Origin of the sequence: Synechococcus sp. R55.8 (genome assembly GCF_047461895.1) — a bacterium.
Lineage (GTDB): Bacteria > Cyanobacteriota > Cyanobacteriia > Thermostichales > Thermostichaceae > Thermostichus.
In genome coordinates this window covers 1-14,794 of sequence record NZ_JANSIB010000074.1, presented here as the reverse complement: position 1 = coordinate 14,794, position 14,794 = coordinate 1, and the positions used below count along the sequence as shown (strand labels likewise).

The 14,794-nt window shown below is 57.4% G+C and carries 11 protein-coding genes and 1 tRNA gene; 5 read left to right on the top strand and 7 right to left on the bottom strand.

Translation table 11 applies throughout. The features are described 5' to 3' along the window. Together NW829_RS08530 and NW829_RS08525 are read left to right on the top strand one after the other, a co-directional pair. Positions 1–204, top strand: a 204-nt coding sequence (locus tag NW829_RS08530) for a hypothetical protein (RefSeq protein ID WP_414416872.1), incomplete at its 5' end; no start/stop codon positions are given. A 22-nt stretch (positions 205–226) separates the two neighbouring features. Beyond that, positions 227–299: transfer RNA gene (locus NW829_RS08525), tRNA-Arg, on the top strand. 13 nt (positions 300–312) lie between these two features. Here the strand turns inward: NW829_RS08525 and NW829_RS08520 are convergent. After that, positions 313–2,973 carry an ATP-binding protein gene (locus tag NW829_RS08520; protein WP_414416871.1) on the bottom strand — a complete coding sequence of 887 codons (2,661 nt, stop codon included), beginning with the start codon at positions 2,971–2,973 and terminating at the stop codon, positions 313–315. A 908-nt stretch (positions 2,974–3,881) separates the two neighbouring features. Between NW829_RS08520 and NW829_RS08515 the strand changes: the two genes are divergently transcribed. Next, the gene (locus NW829_RS08515) at positions 3,882–5,882 is read left to right on the top strand and encodes a primary-amine oxidase (protein WP_414416870.1); all 2,001 of its coding nucleotides are present in this window, start codon (positions 3,882–3,884) and stop codon (positions 5,880–5,882) included. Between the two features lie 181 nt (positions 5,883–6,063). Here NW829_RS08515 and NW829_RS08510 read toward each other — a convergent pair whose 3' ends face one another. Both NW829_RS08510 and NW829_RS08505 read right to left on the bottom strand, forming a co-directional pair. Further along, entirely contained in the window at positions 6,064–6,321 is a 258-nt protein-coding gene (locus NW829_RS08510; RefSeq protein WP_414329773.1) for a DUF3146 family protein, read from the bottom strand. A gap of 221 nt (positions 6,322–6,542) precedes the next feature. Continuing rightward, positions 6,543–6,884, bottom strand: coding sequence for a DUF3155 domain-containing protein (locus NW829_RS08505; RefSeq protein ID WP_049749658.1), 342 nt, complete (start codon positions 6,882–6,884; stop codon positions 6,543–6,545). A gap of 807 nt (positions 6,885–7,691) precedes the next feature. On the opposite strand from NW829_RS08505, the gene NW829_RS08500 reads away from it, so the two are divergent. Next, positions 7,692–8,183, top strand: coding sequence for a DUF4168 domain-containing protein (locus NW829_RS08500; RefSeq protein ID WP_414413003.1), 492 nt, complete (start codon positions 7,692–7,694; stop codon positions 8,181–8,183). Here NW829_RS08500 and NW829_RS08495 read toward each other — a convergent pair. Continuing rightward, the gene (locus NW829_RS08495) at positions 8,173–9,987 is read right to left on the bottom strand and encodes a response regulator (RefSeq protein ID WP_414416869.1); all 1,815 of its coding nucleotides are present in this window, start codon (positions 9,985–9,987) and stop codon (positions 8,173–8,175) included. The genes NW829_RS08500 and NW829_RS08495 overlap by 11 nt on opposite strands. Positions 9,988–10,282: 295 nt before the next feature. Between NW829_RS08495 and NW829_RS08490 the strand changes: the two genes are divergently transcribed. Then, entirely contained in the window at positions 10,283–11,755 is a 1,473-nt protein-coding gene (locus NW829_RS08490) for an NAD(P)/FAD-dependent oxidoreductase (RefSeq protein WP_414349955.1), read from the top strand. Here NW829_RS08490 and lpxB read toward each other — a convergent pair. The 3 genes from lpxB to fabZ form a co-directional block, all read right to left on the bottom strand. Continuing rightward, positions 11,752–12,960 (bottom strand): lipid-A-disaccharide synthase, encoded by a 1,209-nt coding sequence (gene lpxB, locus NW829_RS08485; RefSeq protein ID WP_414416868.1) that lies wholly within the window; start codon positions 12,958–12,960, stop codon positions 11,752–11,754. The genes NW829_RS08490 and lpxB overlap by 4 nt on opposite strands. Before the next feature lie 26 nt (positions 12,961–12,986). Further along, positions 12,987–13,964: an acyl-ACP--UDP-N-acetylglucosamine O-acyltransferase gene (gene lpxA, locus NW829_RS08480; RefSeq protein ID WP_414382304.1), complete on the bottom strand. Its 978-nt coding sequence runs from the start codon at positions 13,962–13,964 to the stop codon at positions 12,987–12,989. A gap of 233 nt (positions 13,965–14,197) precedes the next feature. Then, positions 14,198–14,698 (bottom strand): 3-hydroxyacyl-ACP dehydratase FabZ, encoded by a 501-nt coding sequence (fabZ, locus tag NW829_RS08475; RefSeq protein ID WP_414328980.1) that lies wholly within the window; start codon positions 14,696–14,698, stop codon positions 14,198–14,200. Positions 14,699–14,794: the final 96 nt, after the last annotated feature.

Below are 14,794 nucleotides of genomic sequence, written 5' to 3'. Positions count from 1 at the left end.
TCAGGGAGCAAGGGCATGGGGATCCCAATTTTCGACACCTCAACACCCATTTTGGCCGGGTCTGCGCCGGGAAAGCTCGGTCACATGGGATCCCGACCCGGCTCCCTAAGTCAAACCGCGCAATTTGCCCAAGCAACACTGCGGAAATCCAAGCCAGAGGCAGGTGGGCAGGGTTGGGGATTGGGAACTTGGTCGGGGATATAATGGCTCTGCATCCTTTTCTTCGGCCTTGCTAGCTCAATGGATAGAGCACCGACCTTCTAAGTCGATGGTTGCAGGTTCGAGTCCTGCGCAAGGCGCTGGCCTTGCCCTCTAAGCCTTGCTTGGGGTTTCCGACAAGCTGCCCTGGTGGGGGCACCACATCTGAACCATCACCTGCCGAGAGTGGCTTTCTACCCGCAGGGATCCCTGCAGCAGCTCCACTGCCTTTTGAACCAGCGATAGACCCAAGCCCGTTCCCCCGGCGTTGCGGCAATCCAACTGGGGGAGGCGATAGAACTTTTCAAAAAGGCGGGGCAACGCTTCTGCAGGAATTTCCGCCCCTGTATTGCGCACCGTGATCAGCCAGCCGGGACGGCCATTGGAGTTAGCCTGGCTCACACTCAAATAGATGCTTTCCCCAGTGGGGGTGTACTTACACGCATTGTTTAAAAGCTCGCTGACCACCCGCGACAAGAGGCTCTCATCCGTGCAGAGGAGCCAAAGGTCGGGATCCCATTCCACCTGAAACTGTTGGCCCTGTTGGGCAGCTCGCAGCCGGAAGGGCTCGGCAAGATTGGGGATCCATTCCTGGGGAGATAAACAGGTAAGTCTGAGGACTTTGTTTCCGGATTCGAGGGCTTGCAATTCCAACAGGTCGTTGATTAACTCCAGCTCGCGGTTGGTCTCCATCTCCAAAATTTGAAAGTAGCGCCTTTCCCGCTCGGTTAGGTTGGCTTTGGATAAAAACCCAATGGCCAGCTTCATGTTGGTGAGAGGCGTGCGCATTTCATGGGAGACCATGTGCAGAAACTCATCCTTGAGTTGGTTGAGCTCCTGCAACTGCTGCACCTGGCGCTGAATTGTCTGATAAAGACGTGCTTGGCGAATGGCGATGGCACATTGGCCGGCTACCCGTTGGATAAGCCGTTGTTCCCGCTCGGTAAATATCTGCCCCGGTGGACGGGATCCACAAATATTCCCCAAAACAAGCAGTTCCTCGTCTTGCCCTGCCAGATCCCTTTTTTCACAGATGGGGGCGACGATCAGGGTACAGCGGTCATGGTTAGGCCAGCAGGGGTGATGGAGATTGCTGAAGTGGCAAAGCTGTCCGCGCTGGAGCTGACGAAGCACATGGGCGAAATCCGCAAACGAAACCTCCAGGGGGAAGCGCCGGATCCCTTCTCCGGCTAAATAGTCCACCGCCAAAACGCTGACCTGCCGCTCTGGGTCATGAAGGGCAATGGTGCAATTGGATAGGTTCAAGCTCAGGGCCAATTCTCGGGCCACCGTTTCCAAGATTTTTTGTTCGTCCAAGGTGGATCGAATTTCTTCGGTGATGAGCTGGAGTAGCGCTTCGTCGTTGTAAGCTTGTTCGAGCTCTGCATTGCGCACCCGCACTTGGTAATCCAATTCAGCATTGGCCTGCTGCAGCTTTTGATAAAGCTCTGCCTGCTGAATGGCCACTGCCAGGTGCTCCCCAATGGCCTTGGCCAGCTCGATCTCGTCGGTTTGCCAATCCGGATCTGAAGTCAGGCGCCGCAGCGATAGCCCGCCCCACATTTGTTCCTGACAAGCCACCGGGATCACCAGCCAAGGGCCCAGTTGGTATTCTCGCTTCTCATAAATGGCAAAGGGATCGGCAATCTGCTCCGGATCCTGGACATGAAAAATTTGCAGCCGTTTCAAATGATCGAAAACCATAAAATCCCTGCTATCCGGCAGTCGCAGGTTCAGATTGTTGGGCAAATTAGGAAATCGGCTATGGCTGGCAATGCCCAACCACACGGCCTCAGCGGGCAGGTACTGATAAAGGGTAACTCGTGCTGCCTGCAACACTGCCCCCACTTCCCGCACCGCCACATCAAATAGGGTGGGTAAGTCCAGAGAGGTGTTGATGGCCTGAATGAGCTGATTAAACAGTCTTTCTCGCTGCAATTGCCGCTGCAGTTTCAGCTCAGCTTGCTTGCGAGGGGTGATGTTTCTGATGATCACCAGCACTTGATCTTCCCCAAAGGGAACGATGCGGGCCTGGCGATATTGGGGCTGAGGGGATCCCTCTGGGCAGGGGTATTCGATCTCTTGAGCTTGCCGGGTTGCCAAGGCCAGCTCCAGATGCTCGCGAATGGCTTGGGCTATGGGTTCCGCCCCACCGGTGCAACCGGTATCAGGAAACAGCTCTTCAGGAGTTTTGCCCAGGTAGTAGGCAGGGGGATGGGGGACAGAAAAATGGCTGGGCGGCTTGAACTCCAGACAGCGGCCCTGGCGATCCAGACGAAGCAGCATGTCGGGCAGGGCTTCCAGGAGCTGGCGATAGTGGCGCTCTCGCTCGGCCAAGGTGATCTCTAATTGCTTGCGCTCGCTGATATCCAGGGTCACCCCGACAACCTGGCCGGGATCCCCTTTCGGCCCCAAGAGCACAATCCCCTGGGAAAGCTGCCAGCGCATCTGGCCGTCGGCCTGGTAAACTCGATATTCCACCGAAAAGTTGGGATCCCCCTCTACCGCCCTGGGCCCAGCCGTCTGCAAAGCTTCTTTCACCCTTTGGCGATCTTCCGGGTGAACGTGCTGCAAAAACACTTCCAGGGTGAAATCTTGGCCGGGATCCAGCCCGTATTTGGCCTTGCACTGGGGAGAAGCACTCAACTCCCAGGTGCGCAGATCCAGTTGCCAATAGCCCAGTTGGGTGGCTTCTAAGGCCAAATAGAGATGCTCTGGATAAAAGCTGCCGTCTCCTGGCCGCACCGGCACCAGGCGGTATCGAGTTGAAGCCATCTCCCTCACCAGACGGTTAATTTGCCGCAAGCCCTGCTTCATTGTGGACGATTTTTAGGAGACGTGAGGGATCCTACTATTCGAATTGTTAGAAATTTCTAACCTTAAGCATGGCTCCAGAATGACTTTGGAAATGTATTCTTTGACACCAACCCTTCAGCCTGAGCTAGGCTTCAAACCCACGGGGAGAAGGCTACCCTGCTGATGCGACCGGGAGGCTTTGGGCCGGGCTTGTGGGAAAGGGGGGTGCCTCTGCTATAGTATCGTCAGTTGCATTTCGGATCCCAAGTGGTGGGATCCCCCTGGCAGGTAGGGTTGGGGCAGGTTTCGAGATGTCTTTGCGCTCTTGCGAGAGTTGACGTTGCGTTGAGCTTTCTCGGTGTGATCCTGCCCTTAGCCTGCGTGAAGCGTTTTCTCTTTTTTATGCTTTCCTGTGCAACGTTAAGCCTGACGTTTAATCACAGAAAACTTCTCCTGCTCTCGAGTTTGGGTTTATCTGTAGTAAGACCTGTATTCAGATTTTCCCGATGGGTTGATGGTTTCCTGTTCGCCCTGGCGCGGCTTCTCAAGGTGCCGTTGCCCTCTTCATTTGGTTAGCGGACGGGGAAACAGAAGATTGCTAGATCTGGACAATTAGCAGGGCCGAGGTTGTCTTCACTTCCTTGGGCTTTGGCTTAAGTTTTCCTTTCCCCGGGTATCTCTTGCAAAGTTGCCCGATGTTGGCGATGGCAACAGGATAGTCTGTTTAGCCTGCTGTTAGGTTTTCTGGATTCTCTGAGTTGGGTTGATGGGCTGGCCCGCGGCATGGCGAGCGAAGGGATCCCTTTGACCTTTCTCAGCAGACTTCTCCCTATTTTTTCCTAGCTCAACTCAATCATTTTCCAACTGAAGAATTCAAGGTTATTGCTGTGGTTTGTGAAGTTTCTCCCAGTTTGGATCGACATAGCCAGTCGAGTGAATCTGCTTTGCTTGGCCAGGCTTCATTGCCCCAAGGCCACCCCTTGGATCCCCTCAGTGCTGAGGAGATGCGGCAAGTGGTGCAGATCCTGCGCCGGCAACGGCCCCTCAGTTCTCAGGGGCGCTTTGTGACCATCCAGCTACAAGAGCCGGAGCGGCCTTGGATGGAAGCGTGGCAGCCGGGGCAGCCGTGGGATCGGCAGGCTTTCGTGGTGCTGTTGGATCCGGCCAGTGGCAACACCTACGAAGCCGTGGTCTCTCTGTCAACACAGCAGGTGCGCTCTTGGCAGCTCGTTCCGGGCGTGCAGCCCCCTCTGCTCGATGATGAGGTGTACGCCTGCGACCGCCTGCTCAAGGAGGATCCCCAATTTTTGGCGGCTCTGCAGCGGCGGGGGATTGCCGATGTGGATTTGGTGATGGTGGACTACTGGACGGTGGGCTACTTCGGGATCCCGGAAGAAGAAGGGCGGCGGCTGGTGCGAGGCTTTTGTTTCCTACGTACTTCCCCTTGCGACAACGGCTATGCCCGCCCCATCGAGGGGCTCTACCCCTGGATTGACCTCAACCGCATGCAAGTTGTCAAGGTGGAGGATCGGGGTCTGTGGCCCTTGCCGCCGGAGTCCGGTAACTTCGACGAGCTGTTTTTCAAAGGTTTTCGCCAAGACTTGAAGCCGCTAGAAATCACTCAGCCCCAAGGGGTGAGCTTCCAGGTGGACGGCCACCACATCCGCTGGCAGAAGTGGGATCTGCGCATCAGCTTTAACCCGCGAGAGGGGCTCGTCCTCCACCAGGTGAGCTACGAGGATCAAGGCCGCCTTCGCCCCATTCTCTACCGCGCCTCGGTAGCCGAGATGGTGGTGCCCTACGGGGATCCGCGGGATCCCCACTGTCGCAAAAATGCCTTTGATGTGGGGGAATACGGCATTGGCATGCAGGCCAATTCCCTGCAGCTGGGCTGCGACTGTCTGGGGGAAATCTACTACTTCGATGCCTGGTTGCCCACCAACAGCGGCGAGCCCATGCTTTTGAAAAATGCCGTCTGTATGCACGAGGAGGACTTTGGGGTGCTCTGGAAGCACACCGACTGGCGCACGGAACGGGCGCAGGTGCGGCGCTCGCGGCGGTTGGTGCTTTCCTTTTTCACCACCATTGGCAACTACGACTACGGCTTTTTCTGGTATTTCTACCAAGACGGCACGCTGGAGTTTGAAGCCAAGCTCACCGGCATCATCAACACTTGCGCCACGTTGCCGGGGGAAGAGCCGGAGTTTGGCGTCTTGGTGGCACCCCAATTGTCTGGCCTCAACCACCAGCACTTTTTCACTGTCCGCCTCGATATGGCGGTGGATGGGCCGTGCAACTCCCTCTATGAAGTGCATGCAGAACCTCTGCCTCTGGGGCCGGATAACCCTCACGGCAACGCCTTTCGCGCCCGCTCCACCCTGCTCAAAACCGAGCAGGAGGCTAAGCAAACGGTGGATCCCTTGCGGGGCCGCTATTGGAAGATTGTCAACCCCAATCGCCACAACCGCCTGGGACAGCCGGTGGCCTACAAACTGATGCCGGGGGAAAACGTCCAGCTTTTGGCCCACCCCGACTCTTGGCTGTACCGACGGGCAGGATACCTGGCCCACCACCTCTGGGCCACGCCCTACCATCCCGGCGAGAAGTTCCCAGCAGGGGACTACCCCAACCAACACCCCGGTGGCGAAGGGCTGGTGAAATGGACGCAAGCGAACCGATCCCTGGAAAACACCCGCCTGGTGCTCTGGTATAGCTTTGGCTGCAATCACTTCCCCCGCACCGAGGACTGGCCGGTGATGCCGGTTAGCTACATCGGCTTTATGCTCAAGCCCCTGGGCTTCTTTGAGTGCAACCCAGCTCTGGATGTGCCTCCTCCCCCGCCGAAGACCAAAGGCTGCTGCAGCTTTATTGACTACCCCCCTGCCTAGAGGGCGAGGATTCTTTCAAGTGCGAACAGCTTGGGCGCGACAGGAGTGAGAGGGGAGGCACTCTTCGCCCACGGGGCTTGAGACCTGGTTTCTGGGTCACCGTAGCAGGTGCCTTCCATTGCTCAGCCCCGGTCTTTGGTGCTGGGCAAAAGCTCTGCTCAGATCTGCTCAGATTGAGAGTTCACAAGCTGCTGCGAATCACAAACGAGTAGTTGCTGCCCGGTTCCAGCAGATAGTCGGATTTTTCCAGAAAGCGGCTCAAGGGCTCGCAAATCAAAGCCCGCCCCACAGAAGGCTCCACTCTGAGTTCCCCGGCCCGAAAGCGCCAGCAAAAGCGCCAAACCCAACCATTGGCATTGACTTCCCCCTCAATGGCACCCTCTTGCCAAGAGCGGCGGGTAATTTGGATGTGGGCAGTGGTCTGAGGCAGTCGGCTCATCCGGCATCTCCCGACGGGATCCCTTGTAGGGTAGCGCGTGGCTCCCTCGCTGCCGCCAGCAGATCCAGCATGGGGAGTGAGGTATCAGAAGCTCAACCCGTGGGGAGGGATCCCGTACACAGGGTCAGTTCTTTCGATCTTCTGAGAGCGGCTGCAACAAACCCCCCAGGGTAGGGGGGCTGTTTCCTGAGCTCCTGCTAATAGGAAAAGCTGGTCAGAGGCTAGCGAGCGGCAGTTGCAAGGGTCTTCGAGGATTTTTTCTCCGGCTTCTCAGCCGCAACCTCCGCTAGCAAAGCTCGCAGGCTGGGAAAAAGGAAGTGGTTTTCCTCGACATATTGCGCGCCGAACAACCCCTTCTCCGCCCAAAAAAACCGATCAACGGTATGCTCATTTCGCCGCACCAAAATCAGCGCGGGGGGCTGAATAGACTTTTCCTGAATATACTTTCGAGCAGCGGTTACAGACTTCTCTTCACCACTGTCCAGATTAAATTGAGGAATGTGATCTAAAATTTTGCGCCCTTCCAGACGACGGCGACTCTTACGCTTTCTTCTCCTAACCAATGTAAGCCTCCTGTAGAAGGATGACCGAACAACCGCAACCGCAAAGAATATATCAGCGCTGCTTAAGAAAAGCAATAACTTTTACCCATTTTTGTTATCATCTTTTACAAAGGCAATAAAGACAGCAGTCGCCCTCAAAGCCCTTGAAGGGTTACTTATGGACGCGCCCAAAAAAATCTAATCGGGAACCTTTCTCCGAACAAAAAATCCTCCAGCAATCGCCTGCAAAGAGAGCTGGCGATTGGGCGTTTGCTAGGTTGACTGCTGATATTGATAGGGGATCCACGGGCTCTGACACCTGCGAAGAAAGTCAGATGCCGATGTGGGAGATCCGCATCAAATCTGGCCCCTAGCCTAACATTAACAAAAACGATACTCAACAGAACATATACCTAAGCTCAGCTTCAAGACAACCCCCTTTGGGCTGAAGTGCTAAGTCAATTGCCAGTGCTGCAAGTCTGGAGCTGCTCAACCGAGGAGAGAAAGGGGCACTCCGGTGCCGGGCTACCGTTGAACAGCGCATGTAAGACTGTACAACCAACTTCTTGTTTCTACAAGAGATCCACTGCATGTCCATGCAGCCCTTGCGCGAGTCTATCCTGGGGTCCCTGGAGTGAGGAGTTCTGGTACCGTAGGGATTGGATGGATCCCACCTCAGGTGCCGGCAAGCTGGGATGAGCTTGATGGGCATTCAGGACTGCGTTGAACCGATTAGACGGAATTCAGGCATCTTGCTAGTCTGGCTTCAGGTTTGGCTGCACCTCAAGGGCTTAGGTCTATCTTGTCTGGGTTTGGGGAGTTTTGGGCATGATGAAATTCGCGTTGCTGATGGGTCTGGGACTCAGCTTGGGATCCCTGCCGGTTTGGGCACAGGGAGCAACCCCGTCGCCTGGCCCTGCTGCAACTGCTTCTCCGACTTCGGGGGGGGCTCCGGCCACAGCAACTCCCAGCCCTGTGGCATCTCCAGCCCTGACCCCAGAGCAAGTCACCGATGCCCAGGTGGAACAGTTGGTGCGGATTCTGTTGGAGTTGGATCCCCTGATCCGGGAAGCGAGCGCCCAACTGCGGGAAACCCAGAACGAGGAGGAGTACGAGCAAATTATGCGGCGCACAGAAACCCAAGCCAGCCGCATTGTTGAAGAGCAAGGGCTGACGGTGCTTCAATACCGCGAATTGATGACCTTGGCCAACGAAAATCCCGTCCTCAACCAGCGGGTTCGGGCCCGCTTGCAAGAAGTTTTGCAGGAAGGGGAAGCTTCCAACTCTCCAAAGCCGGCCACCCCGACGCCTACACCCTAGGCTGAGCTGGCTTGCCTTGGCCAAAGACAGGGAGAACCCGAGGCAGCCGCAAGGTAAAGCAGGTGTGGTTGGCCTCGCTGTTGAGGTGAATGCTTCCTTGCAACAGGCTTACCCGCTGCCGCACAAGGGCCAACCCCAACCCTGTCCCCCCTTGCCGCCAGGGATCCGCGCTGGGCACCCGATAGAACTTCTCAAATACCCGCTTTTGCTCTTCCAGGGGAATGGTTACGCCGGTGTTGAGGACTTGGATGTCCAGGTGGTCGGAATGGCAGGTGGCCTGAAGGCTGATCAGGTGCCCAGCAGGGGTGAATTTACATGCATTTTTCAGCAATTCCGCCAGCACCGACTTTAGCACTCCCGGCAGGGTAAAAATGGCAGGCAGTCCTGGAGGGATCCCAAGGCTGAAGCGCTGATGGTGACTATGGGCCTCCTGAGCAAAGGGCTCCGCGATCTGGGGCAACCACTCTTGCAGCTCCAACCAGCAGGGCCGCTGTGAACCGTTCGCGTTAGCGGGACGGAGTCCCTTGAGCACCTCTAACTGCTGCAGTTCCAGCAGATCCTCGACCAGTTTGATCTCCCGCTCGCATTCGTTGTCCAACACCTTCAAGTACTGAGAGATCTTGGCCGGATCCGGGGATCTGGGAGCGCCCTGGGCAGGCAGCAGGACGGAGCTGAGCAGGCGGATGGCCATTTTCATGTTGGAAAGAGGGGTGCGCAGCTCGTGGGACACCGTGCTAAGGAAGTCATTTTTCAGGCAATCCAGCCGCTGCAATTCCTGTACTTGGCGATCCAGTTGGGCGGTGCGGGCCTGTACCTTTTCTTCCAGGGTGCGGTTCAGCTCCTGAACCTGTTGGAACAGTTCCGCCTGCCGAATGGCGATGGAGAGGTGATCGGCCAGGGCCAAGATCAGATCCTGATTGGTGGCCAGCCAACCGGGACGTGCTGTTTTCAGTTGTAGGCACAGGCTGCCCCAAAGGGTGGGGTGGGTCGGGCCAGATTCGGGGTTTTCGCCACCGTAGAGCGGTACCAGCAGCCAACTGCCAGGATAGGCTTTGGCCATGGCAGAGATGTAGACCCAGTCTTTGGCTTGGTCGGCTGCCTCCAGCAACATCACTTTCCCCTGCTTCAGTTGCTGGGCAATGGGGCTTTCGGAATCGGGAATGAGACAGCCCAGGTAGCCATCCTGTTGAGTGCTGTACTCGGAGACAATGCGCCAATGCTGTTGCTGAGGCTGATAGATGCTGATGCTTACCCGATCCGCCTCTAGCAGATGGCCTATCTCGCGGGTGACGGCAGCAAGGATTTGATCCAACTGCAAAGAAGTGGGAATGGCTCGGACGATGCGGTTCAGGGCTTGCTCGCGGGCCGCCTGTTGGCGTAGGTTCAACAAGTTCTGGCGGGCCTTGATCAGGTGTTGGATGCGCTGACGCATTATCGGCCAGTGAATGGGCTTGGTCATGTAGTCGCTGGCTCCGGCAGCAAAGGCTTTGTCTACGGAAGCTTGATCCTCGAGCGAGGTAATCATCAAGCAGGGCAGATTCGCATCCAAAGCCCGCAGGCGGCGGCAACACTCGAACCCATCCGTGCCGGGCATGAGGGCGTCCAGCAGGGCAATTTGAGGCTGAGTTTGACCGAAGAGCAGCAAGGCTTGGTCGCCGTCTTCAGCCTCTGCCACTTGATAGCCTTCATGAACCAACAGGTGGGTCAAGTACCCGCGTATGCATGGGTCGTCATCGGCCAACAGTACTGTCGGCGAAGCATTTGTCAGCAGATGTCCAGGATTGGGGATGGGGGGAGATTGCACAAAATTCACTCCACAGAGTCGGCCATTCGCGACGGCGGTGCGAAGCACCAAGGCTTTCTTTGCACACAAAAGGGATCTCTAATCTGTCTCCAGCTTAATCTTTCGCGTTAGCGGTGCGGTTCCCGACGGGGTGCCGTAGGCATAGCACTTTCGCGCCCAGGCCGGGGATCCCTTGAACAGACCTATTTCCGTTAGGATTGACGAGGTGGTGTGAGAAGTTGCCATGACTGTTTCTGAGAACATTTCTGAGGAAATGACCCCACTACCAGATGGTACCTCAAGGCAGCTATCCAGAGTGCAGTCCACAGTGGTGATCGGGGCGGGGCCAGCTGGATTGAGTGCCGCCTACGAGCTGAACAAGCAGGGCTACCCGGTAACGGTTTTGGAAGCGGATCCGGTGCAGGTAGGGGGGCTATCCCGCACTGTAACCTACCAAGGCTATCGCTTTGATATCGGTGGACACCGCTTTTTCTCCAAGTCGGCGGAAATTGAGGCTCTGTGGACGGAGATTTTGGGCTCGGAAATGCAGGTTTGCCGTCGGCTTTCCCACATTTTTTACCGAGGTGTTTTCTTTGATTATCCAATTCGACCTACGGATGTTTTTGCCAAACTGGGGCCAGGGTTTACCACCCTCTGTCTGCTCAGTTACCTAAAGGCGCGCCTCTTTCCCAGGCCCAATCCTGTATCTTTTGAAGATTGGGTCATTAACCAATTTGGGGAACGGCTGTATCGCACTTTTTTTAAGACCTACACCGAGAAAGTGTGGGGGATCCCTTGTCACGAGATCAGCGCCGACTGGGCAGCCCAGCGGATCAAGGGTCTGTCGATGGCTTCTTTGATCCGTAAAACCTTTTTCCCCAACCGAGAGGGGGTGATCAAAACCCTGATCGATCGCTTTCGCTATCCTCGCCTAGGGCCAGGCCAGATGTGGGAGCGCGTTCAAACCTTGCTGGCAGAAGCCGGGCAGCCGGTACAACTGGATCGCAAGGTTACGGCAATCCACTGGAACCGGGCCGGAGTTCAAGCTGTACAAGCCTGTTCTCAAGGGGGAGAGACCTTTTGGGTGACCGGCGAGCAGTTCATTTCCACCATGCCGCTGCGCTCTCTGGTGCGGGCTTTGGTACCTGCAGCACCGGAGCCGGTGCGAGAGGCTGCCGAACAACTGCGGTATCGGGATTTTTTGACGGTGGCTTTGCTGGTGGATGAGCCCAACCTATTTCCAGATCACTGGATCTACATTCACGATCCCTCGGTGCGGGTGGGGCGTATCCAAAACTTCAAGAATTGGAGCGCGGACATGGTTCCGGATCCCTCGGTCACCTGCTTGGGTTTGGAGTATTTTTGCTCAGCGACGGATCCCTTTTGGGGACAAACCGATGGGGATTTGATGGCCTTGGCAACGCTGGAATTGCAGCGGTTGGGCCTGCTGGGGAAGGCAAAGGTTTTGGGCGGCACAGTCATTCGCGCCCCGAAAGCCTACCCGGTTTACAATCACGGCTATCAAGCTCACATCCAGACCATTCGAACCTTTTTGGAAGAAGCACTGCCCAATTTGCAGGTGGCAGGCCGCAACGGCATGCACCGCTACAATAACCAGGATCACGCCATGATGACGGGCCTTTTGGCCGCTCGCAACATTGTGGCGGGGGAACGGCGCTACGATGGGTGGCGGGTCAACCAAGATGCTGAGTATCTGGAAGAGGCGGATTCAACAGCAGCCTTGGCGGGAGGACGGGCGGTGCCCCGGGCCCTGGGTCACCGGAGCTAGCGGCAAAAGGGATGCCGCTGGGGGCCGGCTGCGCCATCCAACACCTCTAGGATGGCCTTGGCAGCGCGAGCCAGAACGCCGGGTTCTCCTAGGGCCGCCCGCATCGCGACGTAGTCGGCTTGCAGTTGGGCTTTGCGTTCGGGCCGAGTTAGCAACTCCAGCGCCAGTTGGGCAATCTTCTCTGGCTGGGCCTGCTCCTGCAGCAACTCCGGGACAATGGGGCGCATCTGCACCAGGTTGGGCGGAGACATGAAGGGCACCGACACCCTCAGCCAATGGCGGGCGATCCAGAAGGTGAGGGGGTTGAGGCGATAGATCACCACCTGGGGGATCCCCAAGATAGCCGTCTCCAAGTTCACCGTGCCCGACTTGGCCAACACCAAATCAGCCGCTGCCAAGGCGAGGTGATGAGCTTTGTGGGGGGAGAAGAAGGACAGAGCTTGGGGATCCAAAAGGGTGAGGTTGAGCCCAAGGCGGCGGGCAGCCCGCGCAATCGGGGCAGCAAAACGGGGCGAGGCCAGGGGCACCCAAAACTGTGCCTGAGGCAGGTGAGCTTGCAACAACTGAGCCGCCTTGAGCAAGACAGGCAGAACCGAGCGCAGCTCTTGCCGACGCGAAGCCGGCACCACCACCACCACCGTGGCTTCGGCAGGGATCCCCAACTGGGCTCTGGCGGCAGCACGGCTGGGCACAGCGGCCAAAATATCCAACAGGGGATGGCCCACATACTGGACATGGGCTCCTGCCGCCGCGTAGTAGCGGGCTTCCTCAGGGAAAATCGCCAACATCAGCCGCATCTGCTGGGCCAGTTGGTAGGTGAGGCGGGCATCCTGCGACCACACCCACTCTTGGGGAGCAATGTAATAGACGGCAGGGATCTGCCGCCGTTGCAGCAGACGGGCAATGCGGCTGTTGACGCCGATGTAGTCCACCAGCACGGCCACATCTGGCGGGTCTTGGGCCAAAAAGCGGCGAATCTTCCATTCCGTCCAGAGGGCGGGGCCGACAAAGGGAAGAGCCTCTAAAATGCCAACGGAGCTGATCTCGGTAGTGCGGTGCAATAAACGGGCCCCGGCAGCAGCCATGCGCTCTCCCCCGACCGCTGTGATGCGCAGTTGAGGGCGCTGGCGCAGCAATTCTTCGATCAGATGGCCGGCCTGCAGATCCCCTGAGACCTCGCCCGTGCAGATGAACAGGTGGCTCACTAGAGCTACGCTCCCGACCCCAATCTTTAGTCATCCAGCTCTGAAGTGCTCTGCACCGGCGGATCTTCCCCCCTCCCGCGCAGGGCCGGCAGAGGGCCACGTCGTTGGGGCTGGGAGAGGGAGTCTTCCAAAAATTGCAGCAGATGTTGCAGGGATCCCGTCTCGTCCACCCACTCTTTCCCCTGTAGGGAAAGGACATGGCGCTCTCCCTCCGCACCGCTGTTACAAACGACACACAGGCTGCTGCGCAGTGTTTGCAGCGCTTTTTCCAAAGGCAACCCTGAGCGGTACAAAAATCGGTAGACCTGCCGCAGCAAGGGCAGGGATCCCTCCATCCCTTGGGCTCGCCGCAACCCCACCAAGTTCAGACCGCGGATGCGAGCCGGATGTCCTTCCACCAACATGTAGGGGGGAACGTCGCGGTCAACCCGGCTCATCGCCCCCACCATGGCCAAGCGCCCGATGCGGGTGAACTGGTGGATCCCGACCATGCCGCCGATGCGGGCTTGAGACTCGATGTGGATGTGGCCGGCCAAGGAAACAGCATTGGTAATCACCACCTGATTTTCGATGACGCAGTTGTGGGCGACATGGGTGTAGGCCATCAGCAGGTTGTAATCTCCAATCAGGGTGGCTTCCCCTTCATTGGTAGCCCGGTTGATGGTGACAAACTCGCGGATGCGATTGCCTCTGCCGATTACCACTTGAGAGGGGGCGCCGCTGTACTTCAGATCCTGAGGCTCGGTGCCCACAACTGCTCCCGGAAAAATGTGGTTGCCCTCGCCGATTTCCGTCCAGCCATCGATCACCACATGGGCCCCCACCACCGTATGGGCAGCAATGCGAACATGCTCGCCGATCACCGCATAGGGGCCAACCTGCACCGTTTCGTGCAGCTCAGCTTTCGGATGGATCACCGCAGTGGGATGAATCCGCTCCCGTGAGCGGTGCGGCGCACTTGCAGAGATGTTGGGAGTGGATCCCGCTGAAGCGAACGAACTCATTTCCGACCTAGCCAGCAACTGTGGTTACGCTCCCAACCCTGCGAAGGATCACCAAGACTTGACTCCAGGGGAGATGAGCCTTAGAGCTACGCCCCACTGTCGCGACAACATGTTTACCGTATCCCGACAGAAAGGCGCAAGCAGCCCCTGAGCCATCTTTCTATCCCAACACTTTATCTCAATTGCGAGAACACCCACACCGGAGCGCCTCCTGGATGGCCGCTGTTGGCCCATCAATCCACCAGGGAGAACATCAGCTCCCCCTCGGTTACCAGTTGCCCTCCCACCTGAGCGCGGCAGAACATCTTGCCAATGCGCCTCTGGCGAATGGTGAGCAAGTCGGCAGAGAGCAGCAGTTGATCCCCCGGCAGCACCGGGCGGCGAAAGCGAACACCATCGATCCCGGCAAACAGGGCCAAGCGCCCGGCCACGTCCGGCAACTTGGTCAACACGATCCCCCCTATCTGGGCCATGGCCTCGACGATTAGGACGCCGGGCATGATGGGTCGGTTGGGGAAATGCCCTTGAAAAAAAGGCTCGTTGAAGGTGACGTTTTTCAGGCCCACCGCCCGTTGCCCCGGTTGATACTCCACAACCCGATCCACCAGCAAGAAAGGATAGCGATGGGGCAAGATCTCCAAAATCTGCTCCGTTGTGAAGACGGGGGGAGCAGTTGACAATTGAGCGGCTGCCTCAGCCGAGAGGAGGGGAGGAGGGGAGACATCAGAGGCCATGGTGAACCCACAGAGGCAGAGGACAAAACCAAATCCCGGACGGGGAGCATGACTCTAGTCAATAATAAGCTCAACTATACTGAAAATAATGTATAA